This window comes from Streptomyces sp. NPDC050448 (genome assembly GCF_040655295.1).
GTDB lineage: Bacteria > Actinomycetota > Actinomycetes > Streptomycetales > Streptomycetaceae > Streptomyces.
In genome coordinates this window covers 247,368-265,227 of the sequence record NZ_JBFAJR010000006.1, presented here as the reverse complement: position 1 = coordinate 265,227, position 17,860 = coordinate 247,368, and the positions used below count along the sequence as shown (strand labels likewise).

At 72.3% G+C, this 17,860-nt stretch carries 15 protein-coding genes; 10 read left to right on the top strand and 5 right to left on the bottom strand.

Annotation, left to right across the window (positions count from 1 at the left end):
• Positions 1 to 255: 255 nt before the first annotated feature.
• From AB0I68_RS11065 to AB0I68_RS11055, 3 genes are read left to right on the top strand one after another with little or no spacing between them, the layout of a single operon-like run.
• Complete coding sequence (locus tag AB0I68_RS11065) at positions 256 to 1,137, top strand: alkaline phosphatase family protein (RefSeq protein ID WP_363176934.1); 882 nt, start codon at positions 256 to 258, stop codon at positions 1,135 to 1,137.
• Positions 1,138 to 1,139: 2 nt separating this feature from the next.
• On the top strand, positions 1,140 to 2,441 hold the full coding sequence (locus tag AB0I68_RS11060) for an MFS transporter (RefSeq protein WP_363176933.1): 1,302 nt from the start codon (positions 1,140 to 1,142) through the stop codon (positions 2,439 to 2,441).
• Positions 2,442 to 2,486: 45 nt separating this feature from the next.
• Positions 2,487 to 3,515, top strand: a complete 1,029-nt coding sequence (locus tag AB0I68_RS11055; RefSeq protein ID WP_363176932.1) for a hypothetical protein — start codon at positions 2,487 to 2,489, stop codon at positions 3,513 to 3,515.
• A gap of 40 nt (positions 3,516 to 3,555) precedes the next feature.
• Here the strand turns inward: AB0I68_RS11055 and AB0I68_RS11050 are convergent, their stop codons facing one another.
• Entirely contained in the window at positions 3,556 to 4,242 is a 687-nt protein-coding gene (locus tag AB0I68_RS11050) for a GNAT family protein (RefSeq protein WP_266661044.1), read from the bottom strand.
• Between the two features lie 545 nt (positions 4,243 to 4,787).
• On the opposite strand from AB0I68_RS11050, the gene AB0I68_RS11045 reads away from it, so the two are divergent.
• The 4 genes from AB0I68_RS11045 (at position 4,788) to AB0I68_RS11030 (ending at position 8,796) form a co-directional block, all read left to right on the top strand.
• Positions 4,788 to 6,044 carry an MFS transporter gene (locus AB0I68_RS11045; RefSeq protein ID WP_363176931.1) on the top strand — a complete coding sequence of 419 codons (1,257 nt, stop codon included), beginning with the start codon at positions 4,788 to 4,790 and terminating at the stop codon, positions 6,042 to 6,044.
• Positions 6,045 to 6,079: 35 nt separating this feature from the next.
• On the top strand, positions 6,080 to 6,628 hold the full coding sequence (locus tag AB0I68_RS11040) for a hypothetical protein (RefSeq protein ID WP_363176930.1): 549 nt from the start codon (positions 6,080 to 6,082) through the stop codon (positions 6,626 to 6,628).
• Position 6,629: 1 nt separating this feature from the next.
• Complete coding sequence (locus AB0I68_RS11035) at positions 6,630 to 7,304, top strand: (2Fe-2S)-binding protein (protein ID WP_363176929.1); 675 nt, start codon at positions 6,630 to 6,632, stop codon at positions 7,302 to 7,304.
• A 76-nt stretch (positions 7,305 to 7,380) separates the two neighbouring features.
• A complete protein-coding gene (locus AB0I68_RS11030) occupies positions 7,381 to 8,796 on the top strand; it encodes an alpha/beta hydrolase (protein ID WP_363176928.1) in 1,416 nt (471 codons plus the stop codon).
• A 43-nt stretch (positions 8,797 to 8,839) separates the two neighbouring features.
• Here AB0I68_RS11030 and AB0I68_RS11025 read toward each other — a convergent pair whose 3' ends face one another.
• Positions 8,840 to 10,606: a S8 family serine peptidase gene (locus tag AB0I68_RS11025; protein WP_363176927.1), complete on the bottom strand. Its 1,767-nt coding sequence runs from the start codon at positions 10,604 to 10,606 to the stop codon at positions 8,840 to 8,842.
• Positions 10,607 to 11,057: 451 nt separating this feature from the next.
• Positions 11,058 to 12,416, bottom strand: a complete 1,359-nt coding sequence (locus tag AB0I68_RS11020) for a cation:dicarboxylase symporter family transporter (protein ID WP_363176926.1) — start codon at positions 12,414 to 12,416, stop codon at positions 11,058 to 11,060.
• A 108-nt stretch (positions 12,417 to 12,524) separates the two neighbouring features.
• On the opposite strand from AB0I68_RS11020, the gene AB0I68_RS11015 reads away from it, so the two are divergent.
• On the top strand, positions 12,525 to 14,129 hold the full coding sequence (locus AB0I68_RS11015; RefSeq protein WP_363176925.1) for a sensor histidine kinase: 1,605 nt from the start codon (positions 12,525 to 12,527) through the stop codon (positions 14,127 to 14,129).
• Positions 14,126 to 14,854, top strand: a complete 729-nt coding sequence (locus AB0I68_RS11010) for a response regulator (protein WP_363176924.1) — start codon at positions 14,126 to 14,128, stop codon at positions 14,852 to 14,854. Before AB0I68_RS11015 ends, AB0I68_RS11010 begins: the two co-directional genes overlap by 4 nt.
• Here the strand turns inward: AB0I68_RS11010 and AB0I68_RS11005 are convergent.
• The gene (locus tag AB0I68_RS11005) at positions 14,806 to 15,657 is read right to left on the bottom strand and encodes a tyrosinase family protein (RefSeq protein ID WP_363176923.1); all 852 of its coding nucleotides are present in this window, start codon (positions 15,655 to 15,657) and stop codon (positions 14,806 to 14,808) included. The two genes, AB0I68_RS11010 and AB0I68_RS11005, sit on opposite strands and share 49 nt — an antisense overlap.
• On the bottom strand, positions 15,654 to 16,052 hold the full coding sequence (locus AB0I68_RS11000; protein ID WP_363176922.1) for a tyrosinase family oxidase copper chaperone: 399 nt from the start codon (positions 16,050 to 16,052) through the stop codon (positions 15,654 to 15,656). The genes AB0I68_RS11005 and AB0I68_RS11000 overlap by 4 nt, the downstream gene beginning before the upstream one ends.
• 293 nt (positions 16,053 to 16,345) lie before the next feature.
• Between AB0I68_RS11000 and AB0I68_RS10995 the strand changes: the two genes are divergently transcribed.
• The gene (locus AB0I68_RS10995) at positions 16,346 to 17,737 is read left to right on the top strand and encodes a glutamate decarboxylase (RefSeq protein ID WP_363176921.1); all 1,392 of its coding nucleotides are present in this window, start codon (positions 16,346 to 16,348) and stop codon (positions 17,735 to 17,737) included.
• Positions 17,738 to 17,860 lie beyond the last annotated feature (123 nt).

Here is a 17,860-nt window from a genome sequence, read left to right as displayed (position 1 = left end):
GTTGCTCTCCAGCTGGTGCTGCCCCGTCGGGGGGTGGTCTCTTCTTGTTCGAAGGATGAGCCTACGTGCTCCGTGGTTCCCCTTTTTCCCTGCTCTTGGGTTGACCTAGGGCAGGCCGTTGCCGAACACCCGGAAGGCCACCGGTGTTCCCGGTCTGTTAGCCGTCTGTCCCTGGCCCATGCACATGCCCCTGGATATGGTGCGTCCGCGCCGCCCTCAGACCCCCCCTGCCTGGAGGTATTTTCCGTGTTTGGCATGCCCTCATCACGGTCCCGCCGCAAGACCGCCCTCGCCACCGCCTTCGGCCTCACCGCCGCCGGCACGGCCCTGTGGGCCGGCATCGGCGCCGCACAGCCCGCGCACGCGGCCGGCCTGCCGGCCCCCGACCACGTCGTCGTCGTGGTCTTCGAGAACCACGCCTACAGCCAGGTCATCGGCAGCTCCAGCGCCCCGTACATCAACTCCCTCAAGAGCGGGGGTGCCAACCTCACGCAGTCGTACGGCATCACCCACCCCAGCCAGCCCAACTACCTCCAGCTGTTCTCGGGCTCCAACCAGGGCGTCACCGACGACAGCTGCTACACGCCGGGCTTCAGCTCCGCGCCCAACCTCGCCTCCGAGCTCATCGCCGCGGGCAAGAGCTGGGGCAGCTACAACGAGACCCTGCCCAGCCAGGGCTCCACCACGTGCAGCAGCGGCAAGTACGCCCGCAAGCACAACCCCTGGTTCGCCTTCTCCAACGTGCCCACCAGCACGGCCAAGACCATGACCCAGTTCCCGACGGACTACACCACCCTCCCCAAGGTGTCCTTCGTCGTCCCGAACCTGTGCAGCGACATGCACGACTGCTCCGTCGGCACCGGCGACACCTGGCTCAAGAACAACCTCAAGGCCTACGCGGACTGGGCCAAGACCCACAACAGCCTGCTCGTCGTCACCTTCGACGAGGACAACCGGCTCGCCGGCAACCAGATCCCGACCGTGCTGTACGGCCAGCCCGTCACCCCGGGCAGCACGTCGGGCACCACGTACAACCACTACGACATGCTGCGCACCCTGGAGGGCCTCGCGGGCCTGACCACCCACGCCGGGAACGCGGCCACCGCCCAGGACATCACGGGGATCTGGGCTTCCTGACCATGTACGTTGCGGACAGCCGCGGTACCCCCGCGCCCGCCGTGACCCCCGAGCCGCAGGCCGTCGCCCCGGGCAGCAGCCCGGGGCGGCGCGCCGCGCTCGCCCCCACGGTGCTCGCCCTCGGCACGGTCAGCCTGATCACCGACGTCTCCTCCGAGATGGTGACGGCCGTGCTCCCCCTCTACCTCGTCGCCGGCCTCGGCCTCTCCCCGCTCGGCTTCGGGCTGCTCGACGGGCTCTACAACGGCATCAGCGCCCTGGTCCGGCTCGCCGGAGGCCACCTCGGCGACCGCTTCGGCCGCCACAAGGCCCTCGCCGGCCTCGGCTACGGCCTCTCGGCCCTGTGCAAACCGCTGCTCCTGCTCGCCCACACCCTCCCCGCCATCGGCGCGGTGCTCGCCCTCGACCGCACCGGCAAGGGCCTGCGCACCGCCCCGCGCGACGCGCTGATCTCCCTGGCAGCCGCCCCCGAGGACCGCGGCCGGGCCTTCGGGGTCCACCGGGCCATGGACACCGCCGGCGCCCTGATCGGGCCGATCCTCGCCTTCCTGATCCTGCGCGGCGCCGCCGACGGCTACGACGCCGTCTTCACGGTCAGCGCCTGCGTCGCCGCCCTCGGCGTGCTTGTGCTCGTCCTCTTCGTCCCGGGCCGCCGCACCGAGCCCGCGCCCGGCGCCGAGCCCGTCTCCCTGCGCGCCTCGCTCGGCCTCCTGGGCCGTCGGGACCTGCGCCGGATCAGCCTGTGCGCGCTGCTGCTCGGGCTGTGCACCGTGAGCGACGCCTTCGTCTTCCTGCTGCTCCAGCACGCCACCGGGATCGCCGACCGCTGGTTCGCGCTGCTGCCGCTGGGCACCGCCGCCGCGTTCTTCCTGCTCGCACTGCCGCTCGGCCGGCTCGCCGACCGGGTCGGCCGCTGGCGCGTCTTCCTCGGCGGCCACCTCGCGCTGCTCCTCACGTACGGCCTCCTGCTGGCCGGCGGGCGACCGTACGGCCAGGGTGCCGTCTTCCTCCCGTACGCCGTGCTCCTGCTGCACGGGGGCTTCTACGCGGCCACGGACGGCGTCCTGATGGCCGCGGCCGCCGGAGCCGTGCCCGAGGAGCACCGCGGCGGCGGCCTCGCCCTCGTCCAGACCGGCCAGGCCCTCGCCCGGTTCGCCGCCTCGCTGGGCTTCGGCGCCGCCTGGACCGTCTGGGGCGCCCGCCCCGCCCTCGCGGTCGCAGCCGTGCTGCTGGCCGCCGCGGCCGGCGGGTGCGCCCTGCTGCGCCCCGCGGACGCGGCAGCCGCCGAGGCGCGAGCCGCCTGAGACCGCTCGGCCGCCTCAAGCCCCCCACATCCCCGAAAGGCCGCCATGACCCTCCAACGCCGGATCCTGATCTTCGTCTCCACCGTCGTGCTGCTCGCCGCGGTGGGGGTGCTCGCCGTCGTACGGGCCTCCTCGCGGGCCGACGAGAAGAACCAGACCCAGGCCGGCGGACCGCAGATCAGCCGGGGTGAGGTGTCCCTGGCCCCGGACCAGGGCAAGCGGCGGATCGTGTTCCGGAACATGGCGTGGGGCCCGCACCGCGACGAGCTCGCCACCGTCCCCGCCGATGCGCCCACGGGACCCCGTACCGCCTCCGGCGTGCGCTGCCTGCGCTTCCACGCGGCGGCCGGCACCGGGATCTGCCTCCAGGCCGACAAGGGCGGGGTCCAGGAGAGCTACCGGGCCGTCGTCCTCGACGACCGTCTCAAGGAGGTCTCCGCGCACCCGCTGGCCGGCATCCCCACCCGCGCCCGGGTCTCGCCCGGCGGACACCTCGTCGCCTGGACGGTCTTCGTCGGCGGGGACTCGTACGCGGGGACGAACTTCTCCACCCGGACCTCGCTGCTCGACCTGCGCACCGGCAAATTCGACGCCTCGCTGGAGGACTTCGCGATCCGCAAGGACGGCAAGGCGTACCGCAACGCCGACGTCAACTTCTGGGGCGTGACCTTCGCCGCCGACGAGCGGACCTTCTACGCGACGCTCGCCACCGGCGGCCAGACCTACCTGATCCGCGGCGACCTCGCCGAACGCACCGTGACCACGCTCCGCGAGAACCTGGAATGCCCGTCGCTGTCGCCCGACGGGACCCGGCTGGTGTTCAAGAAGCGGGTGCCCGGCCTGTCGGCCGACGCCCCGTGGCGGCTGTACGCCCTGGACCTCGCCTCGATGCAGGAGACCCCGCTCGCCGAGGAACGCAGCGTGGACGACCAGGTGGTGTGGACGGACGACAGGACCGTCGTCTACTCCCTGCCCGGCGACTTCGGCGCCGACCTGTACGCCCTGCCGGCCGACGGCAGCGGCGCTCCGGCCCCGCTGATGACCTCGGCCCTCGCCCCGGCCTTCCTCGGCTGACGCCGGGAGGAAGGCCGGGGCGGGGCCGCCCGCAGGACCGTTACGCCGGGATCAGTGTCTTGCGTCGCCGCTTGCGCTGCGCACCCGCGGACAGCCTCAGCTCGATGATCGACCGCACGGCCGGCCACTCCTCGTCGAGGATCGAGTAGAAGGCGGTACTGCGCACGGCACCGTCGAGGCCCCGCGAATGGGCCCGGCGGACCCCCTCGCAGGTGAACCCGAGGCGTTCCATCGCCGCGCGCGAGCGCCCGTTGCGGGCGTCGGCCCGCAGCGAGATGCGGCGGACGCCCCAGGTCTCGAAGGCATGGCGGAGCATGAGCAGCTTCGCCTCGGTGTTGATGCCCGTCCCCTGGGCGCCCGGGGACAGCCAGGTATTGCCGATCTCGGCGGCATCGGGGATCGCCGTCGCCGGATCACCGAACGGGACGCCCGGCACGGCGGGCCACACCAGCGGTCCCTGCCAGTAGTCGAGTTCCAGGAAGCGGGTCGAACCGACGACCCGGCCGTCGGTGGCTCTGACCACCGCGAAGGGGAGCGATCGACCCGCCGCCTGATCTGCGAGGGCGCGGTCGATGTACTCGTGGGACGCCTGCACCCCATGGGGTACGGGGGTGAAGGCGTAAGTCGTACGATCCTCGGCCCCGGCCATGGCCAAGGCCTCGGTGTGGTGGGGGGCGAGGGGCTCGAGCCGCACGGTGCGGCCGGCGAGGAGTACGGGTACGGGCACGGAGCCTTCGGTCCTTCTGGGCGGTGGGGTGGTTGCACAGTGTGCGCTCCTGACGTCGCCCCCCGTGCAAAACACGGGTGAAAGGCAACGGGCTGTCAGGTGAACGCGAGTGGCTCAATGTAGCCCCTAAATCTCCTCTCATGAACCCCCAAATTGGCAACGTCGCCGCCATGTTTTTCGATGACTTTGGTCCCCGGCCCGGAGCGCCCGTAATCCTGATCCGCAGACATCCGTTCCAGCGCCCGGTGCAGGCCCCCCGGACGGCGGCGCCGACAACCTCCGGCTGCCATACAAACAACCTCTGACCTGCGGTGATGCGGGAATGCTCGCACGCGCCCGGGCACGGCCCGGGCCGTCGGCCCGGCGGATGTTCCCGGAGCCCTCGCCGACCGCCCGGACATCGAACAGACGGTCGCCTGTGGTGTGTCCGCGGGCGGGTGCCGGGGCGCTGCGCGGCCGTGCCGGGGGACCTGAGTCAAGTGGCCCATCAGACCGTGGTCCGATTGGACCGATCCATTGGGCCATCCGGATGATCCAATGGGCAGGTGACGATACGGATCCTGCCCCCACCCGGGGCGCCGCGCCGACTGGCCGCCGCCCAGCTGAGCAATTCCGTCGGAGACGGCGCCTACTACGTGTGTTCGGCCCTCTACTTCACCCGGGTGGTCGGTCTCTCGCCCGCCCAGATCGGCCTCGGGCTGACGCTCGCGTGGGCGATCGGCTCGGTCGCGGGCGTTCCGCTGGGGGCGCTCGCCGACCGGCGCGGACCGCGCGGCACCTCGGTGCTGCTGGCGCTGGCCACCGCCGCCTCCGTGTCCTCGTTCCTGTTCATCCGCTCGTTCTGGGCCTTCCTGCTCGCCGTCGTCGTCTACGCCATCGCCCAGTGCGGGCTGGCGGCCGCCCGGCAGGCGCTGCTCGCGGGGCTGGTGACCCCGCAGGAGCGCACGGGTGTGCTGGCCCACCTCCAGTCCGTGCTGAACGCCGGGCTGGCGCTGGGCGCGGCGCTCGGCGGGATCGCCCTGAGCGCCGACACCGAGCGGGCCTACCTCGCGGTGTTCGTGCTCGACGCGGTGAGCTTCCTGGTCTGCGCCGCCGTACTGCTGCGGCTGCCCGCGGTGGCTCCCGTACCGCGGCGCGCGGCGGGGGAGCCGCGGCTGGCGGTGCTCCGCGACCGGCCGTACGCACTGGTCACGCTGCTGAACGCGATCCTGCTGCTGCGGATGCCGCTGCTGAGCCTCGCGATCCCGCTGTGGATCGTGGAGCGCACCAGCGCCCCCGGCTGGCTGGTGTCGGCGCTGTTCGTGCTCAACACCGTCGCCGTGATGCTGTTCCAGGTGCGGACCGCGCGGCCGGTGACCGACCTGGACAGTGCCCGGCGGGCGGTCCGGGTGTCCGGACTGGTCATGGCCGCCTCCTGCGCCGTGTTCGCCCTCTCGGCGCTGCCCGGGGCCGGCTGGGCGGCCGCGGCGCTGCTCGTGGCGGGAGGCGTGCTCCAGGTGGACGCGGAGATGCGGCAGTCCGCCGGGTCCTGGCAGATCGGCTTCTCGCTGGCCCCGGCCGAGCGGATCGGCCAGTACCAGGGCTTCTTCGGGACCGGGGTGCCGATCGCGCGGACCCTGGGACCGCTGGTGCTCACCTCGCTGCTCCTGCTCTGGGGGATCCCCGGCTGGCTGCTGCTCGGCGCGGTCCTGCTGGCCGCCTCGTACGCGATGGGCCCGGCGGTCCGCCGGGCCGGGGCGGTTCACCGGGGAACCGAGCCCGCGGGGGCCTTCGTACGGGCTCAGTCACCTGCCCGGCCGTGATCCGCGAGACCGTCGCCAGCTGAGATCATCCCCGCATGGACTTCGTGACGGAACTGGCCCGCTTCGCGGCCACGGGGAGGCTCGGCGCCTTCCACGTCGGCGCGCACCTGCACGACCTGGTCGCCGCGCACGGCGAGCCGGACTGCTCGTGGCCGGTGTACCCGGGGCAGCGGTGGCCGCACTGGTTCCATCACGGGAGCCTGGAGAACGTGTTCTGCCGGTGCCGCCGGCTGCGCTCGATGAGCGTGGACACCTGGCGTGACGACGTGGAGCTCCCGGGCCCCGGCGCGGGGGAGTCGTACCGCGGACCCGTGTCCGTCACCGAGTCCGGGCTCACCGCGGCGCTCGCCGCCGCCGGGGTCGCCTGGCGCACCGAGTGGTCCGAGCGGCTGCCCGAGCAGCGGACCCTGTACGCGGAGCCCCTGCCGCAGACCGTGGTGGGCTTCGTCTTCGTGGCCCGCTGCTGCGACACGGAGCCGATCGCCCAGGACTGGCCGCTCCACACGGTCTCCTCGTACGGCCTGGACCACCGGGAGTGCCCGGAGGCGGACCCCGGTCTGCCCGACGACGGATACGGAGCCTGAGGTGGAGGACGTACTGCGCCGGCTGGCGGCCGTCGGCCCCTTCTTCACCGTGCCGTACGGCACGGAGCCGCCCGGGGACGGCTACCGGCCGCTGAGCGCGCTGTACGGGGCGCAACTCGAGCCGTACGTCGCCGAGGTGGGCCGGCGGATCGGGAGCGGCCCCGGGCGGGTCGCGGCGTCGACCGCGCAGTTCGGGATCGCCTCGCGGCTGTGGTCGCTCGGGCTGGGCTGCGCCGCGCTGGGCGGGCGGGTCCCGGACCTCGGAGCCGACCGGGTGTGGTGGCGGCTGCCCGCGGCGGGATCGCTGGAGCTGTGGCTGCCCGGGCCCGGCCAGGGGGACCTGCCGGCCGAGGCGCTCGGGGAGAGCGTGCTGGGCAACCTCGCGGTCCTGGACGCGCGGCTGCGGGGGCGGTACGGGGTGTCGCCCAAGGTGCTGCGCGGGAACACCGCGTCGGGGCTGGTCGGGGCGCTGCGGGTGCTGATCGACCGGGTCCCGGGCGGCCCGGCGGTGTCCCTGGCCGCGGAGCTGCTGGCCGAGGGCGGGGCGCTCGGCGGGACCGGCAGCTTCGTCCACGAAGAGGGCCTCGGGGTGGCCTTCGTACGGCGCAGCTGCTGCCTCTACTACCAGGTGCCCGGCGGCGGACTCTGCGGGGACTGCGTGCTGCGGACCAGGTAGCCGGGCAGGGCCGTTCGGAGCAGTCGAGGGTGTGGCGGGCGCCGATCCGCCCGGGCCGCCTCCTACGGTCCCTGCCATGACGCACGCTCGCACACCGCAGCCGCAGCCCCGGTCGGGGGGCCCGTCGGGGCTGTCCCGGCGCGCCGCCCTGACCGGACTCGCAGCCGGCGCCGGAGCCGTCGCCGTCGGCGGGGCCGCCGGCTGTGCGGCCGCCACGCCCCGGGCCGCCGCGGCGGCCCCCGACCCCTCGCCGGGAGCCATGAAGCTGTTCGACGACCCCGGCTTCAACTTCGCCGGGCTCCTCGCGCTCGGCGCGGCCGGCATGCGCGCTTCCGAGGTGGGCGAGGTGCTCACCGCCGTCAACGCCATCAACACCGCCGGCCTGTCCGCGCAGACCTTCACCGACACCTTCCGCGCCTGGGGCGACCGGCTCGCCGCGCCCCCGGCCGCCGGCCGGCACGGCGGCGAAGCCCCCTCGCAGACCCGCCGGTTCCGGTCGCTGCGGGCCGCGCAGTACTACGCCCAGGCGCTGTTCTACGTCCTCGGCACCCGCAGCCCCGGCGACGAGGAAGCGGTCTACCTGGCCGGCCGCAAGGCCTGGGACGCCTTCACCGGGCTCTGCTCCCCGCCCGCCGTCCGCGCCGGGGTCCCGTACGGAACGACCCGCCTCCCGGTCTGGTTCTTCCGGCCCGACGGCCCGGACGAGCCCCGCCCCACCGTCATCCTCACCAACGGCAGCGACGGCCAGAACCTCGACATGTGGACCTACGGCGTCTCGGCCGCCCTCGACCGGGGCTGGAACGCCCTCGTCTACGACGGTCCGGGCCAGGGCCGGCTGCTGTTCGTCGAGGAGATCCCCTTCACCACCCGGTGGGAGCAGGTGGTGGCCCCGCTCGTCGACTGGCTCGACGCCCGCGAGGACGTGGACAGCGGCCGGATCGCGATCACCGGCCTCAGCATGGGCGGCAACCTCGTCGCCCGCGCCGCGGCCTTCGAGCGCCGGCTCGCGGCCGTGGTGTGCATGCCCGGCGCGCCCAACCCCTGGCTCGGCTTCGACAAGGAGATCCGCGACATCGTCACCGCCGACAAGGCGGAGACCAACCGCGTCTGGAACGAGGACGTCGTCCCCGAACTCACGCCGGAGCTCGCCACCACGGTCAAGAAGCGCTTCGAGATCTTCTCGAGGGAGGCACTGCGCGAAGCCCGCGCCGGCCGGGTGTTCAAGGACCTCTGGACCCCCGCCCAGGTCGCGATCGGCCTCGACATCACCAAGGTCGTGCCGCGGATCAAGGCGCCGACGCTGGTCCTCGACTACGACTTCGAGCAGTTCTATCCGGGCCAGCCCCGGCAGATGTACGACCTGCTGCGCTCGAAGCGCGAGTACGTGAAACTGACGGAGGCCACCGGGGCGCAGTTGCACTGCTCCCCGATGGCCCCGCAGCAGCACTGCGACGTCGTCTTCGACTGGCTCGCCGACGTCCTGCGGCGTTAGTAGTGCGGCAGTGGCGCCTCCGGCGCCTCAGCGCCTCAGTGCCTCAGAAGGTGAGGTTCCAGGCGTCGATCTTGCCGGTGTCCGCGTTGGCGTTGTCGTTCACGCGGAGCTTCCAGACACCGTTGGCGACCTCGGAGGACGCGTTGACGGTGAAGCTCTGGACGATGTTGTCGGTGCCGCCGCCGGCCCGGTTGCTCAGCGTGTAGACGGAGCCGTCCGGGGCCACGAGGTCGACCTTCAGGTCCCCGATGTAGGTGTGCTTGATGTCCACGCCCACCTTGAGGGTGGCCGGCGCGTTGCCGCTCACCCCGCTGACGGTGATGGGGCTCTCCACGGTGGCGTTGTCGTTGATCGCGAAGTCGTCGAGGTTCTCGAAGTACTTCCCGGGCGGCGGGGTGGACCCGACCGCCTTCAGCGCGTCGACCTGGCCCTCGCCGAAGAACGAGTTGTTGGCCGCGGTCCCGGTGCAGCGGTTGTCCGACGGGCAGGCGATGTCGTTGGCCTGCGTGGCCAGCTTGTCGCGCAGCTGCGCCGGGGTGATGCCGGGGTTGGTGCTGGCGAGCAGCGCCGCGACGCCCACCACGTGCGGGGTGGCCATCGACGTGCCGCTCTTGGTGCCGTACGTGCCGCCCGGCAGGGTGGAGTAGACGTCGCTGCCCGGGGCCGCCACGTCGATGACGCCCGAGCCGAAGTTCGAGAACGAGGCCTTCGTGGTGCCGGTGCCGTTCGCCGCGACCGTGACCACGCCCGGGAGCTCGGTCGGGATGTCGAGGCAGGCGTTGGTGATGGTGCGGGTGACCGGCGTCGAGTCGTTCGGGCTCGCGGAGTCGGTCGTCTTGTGGGCGAGGTCGTAGTTCTCGTTGCCCGCCGCGGCGACCTGGAGGGAGCCCTTGCTCTCCGCGTACTCCTGGGCGCGCTTGACGCCCTCGATGATGGCGGCCTGGTCGATGTTGTCCGGGCAGTTGAACTGCCACGGGTCCGTGTAGTAGCTGTTGTTGGTGACCTTGAAGCCGTGGTCACCGGCCCACACGAAGCCGCAGATGGTGTTCTCGGCGAAGAAGAACGCGTTGCCCGGCTCGGCGACGCGGACCGCGGAGATCTTCACGCCCGGGGCCACGCCGACGACGCCCTTGCCGTTCTTGGCGGCCGCGATGGTGCCCGCGACGTGGGTGCCGTGGGTGTCCACGTCCCGCCAGGCGCCCGTACGGGTGTCGGGCTTGCCATAGGCGCAGGAGACGGAGTCGGCCGCGTTGAAGTTCGGCGCCAGGTCCTGGTGCTGGTCGTCCACACCGGTGTCCAGGATGCCGACCTTGACGGAGGCGGAGCCGGTGGTGACGGCCCAGGCCTGGTCCGCCTTGATCTGGCTCATGTCGGCGCGGACGGGCTCGCCGGCCGGAGTCGTCGCCTGCGCCGGGTTGGCGGGCAGCGCCGGGTTGTAGGCGTCGGCCGGAACGTCCGAGGTACGGGTGGCCCCGACCTGCTGGACCCCGCTGACCCCGCGCATGGTCGCGGCGAAGCCGGCCGAGGAGGAGTGGGCGACGATCACGCCGATGGCGTCGAAGTTCGAGAAGACGGTGCCGCCGTTCGCGGCGATGGCCGAGCGCACCGCGGAGCTGTCACCGGGGGCGGTGATCACCAGGTAGGCGCGGGTGCCGGCAACCCAGGTCGCACTCTGGGAAGTCGGCGCCGCGGCCGAGGCCTTGGCGGGGGCGGACGGGGCGGAGTGGCCGGAAGGGGAAACCGGGGCGGTGCCGGCGAGCGCGGCGGGGGCCCCGAACGCGAGTGCGGCGCCGAGGGTGGCGGCCAGCACGAGAGTACGTCTCGGTCGGCTGGATATGTGGGGTATCAATGCGTCCTCCGAAGACGGCCCGGTGGTGCTGGTGGCACCTACCGGGCCGTACGAAACGAGTGGTGGACGCAAGATGTCAGACACGTGCCCCGGTATGGAAGTACCTTTTACCGCAGGACACTTCGCGGCCGGGTGGCTGAAAAACGCCCATGTGGCCGCGATCTGAGCGATCCGGAACCGGACGCACTCCGCCGGCCGGACTGCCCGTCGTCGTGTTCTCGCACGGCGCGCACGCCCCCCCCGTGCGGACACCGCCATCGTCGGGCCGGCGCCCCCGCGGAGGCAATCCGCCGCGCCACGCGGACCGGACCGGTCGAAAGGACGCGCGCAGCCCGGACACGAGTGTGGGGCCGACCGGGCTGGGCACCGTGGGGGCGAGCCCTGCCCGGTCGGCCCGTGACGGGCGTGCCGGTTATACCGGTACGCCGTCCCTGGCGCGGGCCGGCGACTGGCCGGGCACGGTGAGGGTCTTCGTGCCGTGGCCGTCGTCGACCAGCGTGGTCTCGTCGAACTCCAGGCGGCCCGCGAGGACTTCGGCGGCCCGCTCGCGGTCGAACCCCTTGGTCCAGGTGCCGATGAGCACCGTTGCCACCGCGTTGCCCGCGAAGTTCGTCAGCGCCCGGGCCTCGCTCATGAAGCGGTCGATGCCCACGATCAGCCCGACGCCGTCGACGAGTTCCGGCCGGTGCGACTGGAGCCCGCCGGCCAGCGTCGCGAGCCCCGCGCCGGTCACACCGGCGGCGCCCTTCGAGGCCACGATCATGAACAGCAGCAGCGAGATCTGCTCGCCCAAGGCGAGCGGCTTGCCCGTCGCCTCCGCGATGAACAGCGAGGACATCGTCAGGTAGATCGCGGTCCCGTCCAGGTTGAACGAGTAGCCCGTCGGCACCGTGATGCCGACCACCGGCCTGGAGACGCCCAGGTGCTCCATCTTCGCGATCAGCCGGGGCAGCGCCGACTCCGAGGAGGAGGTGGAGAGGATCAGCAGGAACTCGCGGCCCAGGTAGCGCAGCAGCGAGAACACGTTGATCCCGGTGCACACCCGCAGCAGGGTGCCGAGGACCACGACCACGAACAGCAGACAGGTCGTGTAGAAGCCGATCATGATGACGGCGAGTGACTTCAGCGCGTCCATCCCCGTCGCGCCGACCACCGCCGCGATCGCGCCGAACGCGCCCACCGGCGCCGCCCACATGATCATCGCCAGTACCCGGAAGACCAGCTTCTGCACGTGTCCGATCCCGCGCAGTACCGGCTCGCCCGCCGTGCCCATGGCCTGGAGCGCGAACCCGCACAGCAGCGCCACGAGCAGCGTCTGGAGCACCTGGCCCCCGGTGAACGCGGAGACCAGGGTGGTCGGGATGATCCCCAGCAGGAACTCGGGCGTGCTCTGCGCCCCGCCCGCCTTGGCCTGCGCCTCTCCGGCGTGCTTCACGGCCTCGGTCAGGTGCAGTCCGCTGCCCGGCTCCAGCAGGTTCCCGACGAGAAGTCCGATGGCCAGCGCCACCGTGGACATGATCATGAAATAGCCGAGGGCGAGGCCGCCCACGGCGCCGACCTTCGCGGCCTTGCGCACCGACCCGATGCCCAGCACGATGGTGCAGAAGATCACGGGCGAGATCATCATCTTGATGAGGTTCACGAAGCCGGTGCCCAGCGGCTTGAGCTCCACGGCCGTGCCCGGTGCGGCGAAGCCGACGGCGATGCCGAGGAGCACCGCGGCGATCACCGCGATGTAGAGATAATGGGTCTTGTCGCGTCTGCCGGCCACGGCTCGCCTCCTGGTGGTGAATACGTCCCGGGAGGACCATCGCCCGAGGCTGTGACCCCGGTCACCCTTGCGTTCATTGAGTTCACGGCCGGGTGCACACTGAACGTCATGTTCCGGTTCCCCCGTCCGCCCCGCAGCCTCGCCGGCCAGCTCTTCGCCATGCAGGTGCTGGTGGTCGCCGTGGTCGTCGCCGGCTGCGCGGTCTTCGCGTACGCCACCGCCCGCGGGCAGGCCGAGGAGGCCGCCCGGCGCCAGGCGGGGGCCGTGGCCCGGGCGGTCGCCGACTCCCCGTCCGTCCACGAGGCCGTACGCGCGGCGGCGCACGGCAGCGACCCCTCGGTCGCGCTCCAGCCCTACGCCGAGCGGGTCCGCATCGACTCCGGGGTGGACTTCGTGACGATCATGGCCCCGGACGGGCGGCGCTGGACCCATCCCGACCCCCGCCGCATCGGCGAGCCCTTCATGGGGAACACCGCCCGCGCCCTGCGCGGCGAGACCTTCAGCGAGACCTACACCGGCACCCTCGGGCCCTCCATCCGCGTGGTCACCCCTCTCCTCGACGACGGCCGGGTCGTCGGCATGGTCAGCGCCGGCATCACCGTCCGCGCGATCAGCGCCCGGCTCGCGCAGCAGCTCTCCGTCCTCGCCTGGGTCGCGGCCGGGGCGCTCGCCCTCGGCGGAGTCGGCACGTACGTCGTCAACGCCCGGCTGCGCCGACACACGCACGGGATGAACGCGGCCGAGCTCAGCCGGATGTACGACTACCACCAGGCGGCCCTGCACGGCGTCCGCGAAGGCCTGCTGATGCTCGACGGCCAGCGCCGCATCACGCTGATCAACGACGCCGGACGCGAACTGCTCGGGCTGCAGGGGGACATCAGGGGCACCGGCGCCGCCGACCTCGGGCTGCCCGCGCCGCTCACCGGCGCCCTGCTCGCCGACCGGCCCCGGGTGGACGAGGTGCACCTGACCGCGGAGCGGGTGCTGGTCCTCAACAGCTCGCCCGTCGCGGGCGGCGGCCGCCGCGGCACCGTGGTCACCCTGCGCGACCACACCGAACTCCAGTCGCTCACCGGCGAGCTGGATCAGGAGCGCGGATTCACCGAGGCGCTGCGCTCCCAGGCCCACGAGGCGGCCAACCGGCTGCACACCGTGGTCTCCCTCATCGAACTCGGCCGCGCCGACGAGGCGGTGGAATTCGCCACCGCCGAACTGGAGCTGGCCCAGGCCCTCACCGACGAGGTGGTCACCGGCGTCGGAGAACCGGTCCTGGTGGCGCTGCTGCTGGGCAAGGCCGCCCAGGCGCACGAGCGGGGCGTCGAGCTGGTCGTCACCCCCGACAGCCGCGCCGTCGACGGCCGGACCGGTACCGTGCCGGCCAGGGACCTCGTCACCGTGCTCGGCAACCTCCTCGACAACGCCGTCGACGCCCTCACCGGCGTCCCCGGGGCCCGGATCGCGGTCACCGTCCGGCCCGAGGGCGACGGCCTGCTGCTCCGCGTCACCGACAACGGCCCCGGGCTGCCCGCGGGTGCCGCGGCCGATGTGTTCCTGCGCGGCTGGTCGGGCAAGGGGGAGGGGCGCGGTCTCGGCCTCGCCCTGGTCCGGCAGGTGGCCCACCGGCACGGGGGCAGCGCGGTGGCCGCCGAAGTGCCGGGCGGGGGAGCCGAGTTCACCGTACGACTGCCCATGCGAAGGGAGCCGACGCCATGAGCGAGGCACGCGAGATACGCGAGGCGCCCGGGGTCCGGGTGCTGGTGATCGAGGACGACCCCGTCGCCGCCGACGCGCACGCGCTGTACGTCGGCCGGGTGCCCGGCTTCACCGCCGTCGGGGCCGTCCACTCACTCGCCGAGGCCACCCGCGTCCTGGAGCGGACCCGGGTCGACCTGCTGCTGCTCGACCTCACCCTGCCCGACGGCCACGGGCTGCGCTTCGCACGCCGGCTGCGGGCGTCCGGACATCCCGTGGACGTGATCGTGGTGACCTCGGCGCGGGACCTTGCCGTGGTCCGCGAGAGCGTCTCGCTCGGCGTGGTCCAGTACGTACTGAAGCCGTTCGCCTTCCCGACGCTGCGCGAACGGCTGCTGCGCTACGCCGAGTTCCGCGAGACGGCGGGGGAGGCGGCCGGCCAAGACGATGTGGACCGGGCGCTCGCCGCCCTGCGCGCGCCCGGCCCCGCCGAGCTCCCGAAAGGGCTCAGCGCGCCGACCCTGGACCGGGTCGGCGCGCTGCTGCGGGCGGCGCCCGAGGGGCTGACCGCCGCGGGGGCGGCCGGGGCGGCCGGGATCTCCCGGATCACGGCCCGCCGTTACCTGGAGCACCTGGTGGACACCGGGCGGGCGGACCGCACCCCCCGGTACGGCCAGGTCGGCCGCCCCGAACTGCACTACCGCTGGCTGGCGGCGGCCGGGACCGGTTCCGTGTCGAAGGTGTAGAACTTGCGGTGGTCCAGCATGTCGGCCGGGGTCACGTCGTTCCACGGCCGCATGGTGTCGTGCAGGTCGACGACGTTCGCGGTGCCGGCGGCCGGCAGGTACGCGGACTTCGGATTGCGGGTCTGCCACTGCGCCCACAGCTTGTCGATGAAGGCGTGGTGCATCCAGAACACCGGGTCGTTGGGGGAGACCCCGGTGGCCATCTGGCCGCCGACCCACACGTGCACCCGGTTGTGGAGGTTGGCGCCGCGCCAGCCCTCCAGATGGTTGCGGAAGCCGTTCGAGGAGCTGTTCCAGGGGGCCATGTCGTACACCGGCATGGCGAGGACGGCGTCCACCTCGGCCTTGGTCGGCAGCTCGGCCACCCCCGAGCCGAGCGCGCGGCGCAGGTACGTGCGGCCGTCCACCCGGACGTTCACCGGCCACTTGCCGTTGGCGTACGCGAACGGCCCGTCGAGGACCTGTCCGTCCCGGGCCCGGCCGGTGCCGCCGAGGAAGTCGGCGGCCCAGAGGGGGGAGCGGGAGGTGCGGTCCGCCGTCCAGTCCCAGTACGGGAGCGAAACCTTCGGGTCCACTTTCTGCAGTTCGGCCTCGAACTCCAGCAGGAAGCGGCGGTGCCAGGGAAGGAAGGAGGGCGAGCGGTGGCCGACCCGGTCGCCGGAGTCGCTGTCGTTCATGATGAAGCCGTTGTGCGTGGTCACGAACCGGTCGTAGACGCCCGTCCGCTTCAGTTCGAGCAGCGTATTCGTGAAGGCGCGCTTCTCCTCGGCGGTGAGGGCGGCCTGGTTCTTGCGGACGGTCATGCCGTGCCTCCCATGGGCGCGAACGGGGCGAGGACGGCGCCCTGCAGTTCGCGTACGGCGGCGCGGGCGAGCGAGGCCGGATCGGCGAAGGTCTCGTAGTGGTTGACCACGCTGATCCAGGTGCCGTCGGCGTTGCGCATGACGTGCAGTTCGCGGCCGTCTATCCGGACGGTCGGCAGATCGTCGTGGCCACCCCCGTGGTGGCCGCCGTGGTGGCCGCCCCCGCCCGGGGTGATCTGGATACGGCGGCCCTGGTACACCTCGTCGACCGTGCCGGTGGGTATGGAGGCGCGGGAATCGGTGGCGGCTGCGTGCGCGGTGGCGCCGGCGATGCCGAGGACGGTGAGTGCGCCGGCGGTGGTGCCCAAGGCCTGCCGGCGGGTGATCCTGTTCATGGGCCGAAGAAGTATCAGGACGACAAAGGCCGTTGACCGGTATCCGGACATGCGTGGATAAGTTGCGCATAGAACCAGTTGGTCGATCTTCCCGTCCGCGCCGGCTCCAGTGGCCCGGACGGGAAGATTTTCGAGTAAAAGCCTACTCGACAGTAAGTTGTCCGGTCATATGTGACTCCTATGGGGACCGTCACACCGCGGAGTCGACCGGAAGCTCTCGGTGGCGCGTCCGAAATCCTCCCTCAAGGCGATAGGAGGCGCCTTTCTCATGATCGGTCACCTATAGTCCGGATATGGCTCTTCATGAGACGAAAGACGCGAACGCCGGTGACTCCGACACGGACGTGTTCGCGTCCGCGCTGAGCGGCCAGATCCTCCCCAAGTACCGGATCCCCGACGACCACTCGCCCACCGAGGTGGTCTACGAGCTGCTCAGCAACGAGCTCCTCCTCGACGGCAACGCGGCCCAGAACCTGGCCACCTTCTGCACCACCTGGTCCGACGACGGCGTGCACCGCCTGATGAACCAGTGCCTTGACAAGAACATGATCGACAAGGACGAGTACCCGCAGACGGCCGAGATCGAGGCCCGCTGCGTCAACATCCTGGCCGACCTGTGGAACGCCCCGGCCGGCGGCGCGGCCACCGGCTGCTCCACCACCGGATCCAGCGAGGCCGCCATGCTCGGCGGCCTCGCCCTCAAATTTCGCTGGCGCACCCGCCGCCAGGCCCAGGGACTCCCCGCCGACCGGCCCAACCTGGTGTGCGGACCCGTCCAGATCTGCTGGGAGAAGTTCGCCCGCTACTTCGACGTCGAACTGCGCCAGGTTCCGATCGAGCCCGACGCCACCGGGCTGCGCCCCCATCAGCTCGCCGAGTACATCGACGAGAACACCATCGGCGTCGTCGCCATCCTCGGCGTCACCTACACTTGCGACTACGAGCCCGTCGCCGAGATCGCCGCCGAACTCGACCGGATCCAGGCCGAGCACGGCTGGGACGTCCCGATCCACGTGGACGGGGCCAGCGGCGGCTTCATCGCGCCCTTCCTCCACCCCGACGTGGTGTGGGACTTCCGGCTGCCGCGCGTCGCCTCCGTCAACACCTCCGGGCACAAGTACGGGCTCGCGCCCCTCGGCGTCGGCTGGATCGTGTGGCGCACCGCCGACCTGCTGCCGGCGGAGCTCGTCTTCGACGTGGACTACCTCGGCGGCGACATGCCGACCTTCGCCCTCAACTTCTCCCGCCCCGGCGGCGAGGTCATCGCCCAGTACTACCTGTTCCTACGGCTCGGCCGCGCCGGTTACAAACGCGTCCACGAGGCCTGCGTCGCCACCGCCCAGTACCTGGCCGGGGAGATCGCCGCCATGGGCCCGTTCACCCTGCTCTACGACGGCCTCGGCGGGCTCCCCGCCGTCTCCTACCGGCTCACCGACCAGGCCGCGTCCGGCTTCAGCCTGTACGACCTCTCCGACCGGCTGCGGATGCGCGGCTGGCAGGTGCCCTCGTACCCGCTGCCGGCCGACCGCGACGACACCGTGATCCAGCGCGTGCTGATCCGGCACGGCGTGACCCGCGACCAGATCGCCCTGCTCGTCGCAGACATGCACCAGGCGGTGGAACACCTCACCGCCGCACCCCCGCCGGTCCGGGCGGCCGAGCCCCGCTCGGGGTTCCATCACTGACGGTCGCCCGGTCCCGCCGCCGGTCGCCCGGGCCCGCCATCGGGCGGTCGCGGTCCGCCGCCGGGCGGTCGCGGCCGCCGCCGCGGGTCCGCATCGTGCGCGCGGGGATCGCGCACCGCCGTA

Bases quoted from the DNA above. Each gene is read 5' to 3' on its own strand.
- AB0I68_RS11065 (WP_363176934.1), top strand. From the start codon at position 256: ATGCCCTCATCACGGTCCCGCCGCAAGACCGCCCTCGCCACCGCCTTC.
- AB0I68_RS11005 (WP_363176923.1), bottom strand. From the start codon at position 15,657: ATGACCGTCCGCAAGAACCAGGCCGCCCTCACCGCCGAGGAGAAGCGC.
- AB0I68_RS11040 (WP_363176930.1), top strand. From the start codon at position 6,080: ATGGACTTCGTGACGGAACTGGCCCGCTTCGCGGCCACGGGGAGGCTC.
- AB0I68_RS10995 (WP_363176921.1), top strand. From the start codon at position 16,346: ATGGCTCTTCATGAGACGAAAGACGCGAACGCCGGTGACTCCGACACG.
- AB0I68_RS11060 (WP_363176933.1), top strand. From the start codon at position 1,140: ATGTACGTTGCGGACAGCCGCGGTACCCCCGCGCCCGCCGTGACCCCC.
- AB0I68_RS11030 (WP_363176928.1), top strand. From the start codon at position 7,381: ATGACGCACGCTCGCACACCGCAGCCGCAGCCCCGGTCGGGGGGCCCG.
- AB0I68_RS11010 (WP_363176924.1), top strand. From the start codon at position 14,126: ATGAGCGAGGCACGCGAGATACGCGAGGCGCCCGGGGTCCGGGTGCTG.
- AB0I68_RS11000 (WP_363176922.1), bottom strand. From the start codon at position 16,052: ATGAACAGGATCACCCGCCGGCAGGCCTTGGGCACCACCGCCGGCGCA.
- AB0I68_RS11055 (WP_363176932.1), top strand. From the start codon at position 2,487: ATGACCCTCCAACGCCGGATCCTGATCTTCGTCTCCACCGTCGTGCTG.
- AB0I68_RS11015 (WP_363176925.1), top strand. From the start codon at position 12,525: ATGTTCCGGTTCCCCCGTCCGCCCCGCAGCCTCGCCGGCCAGCTCTTC.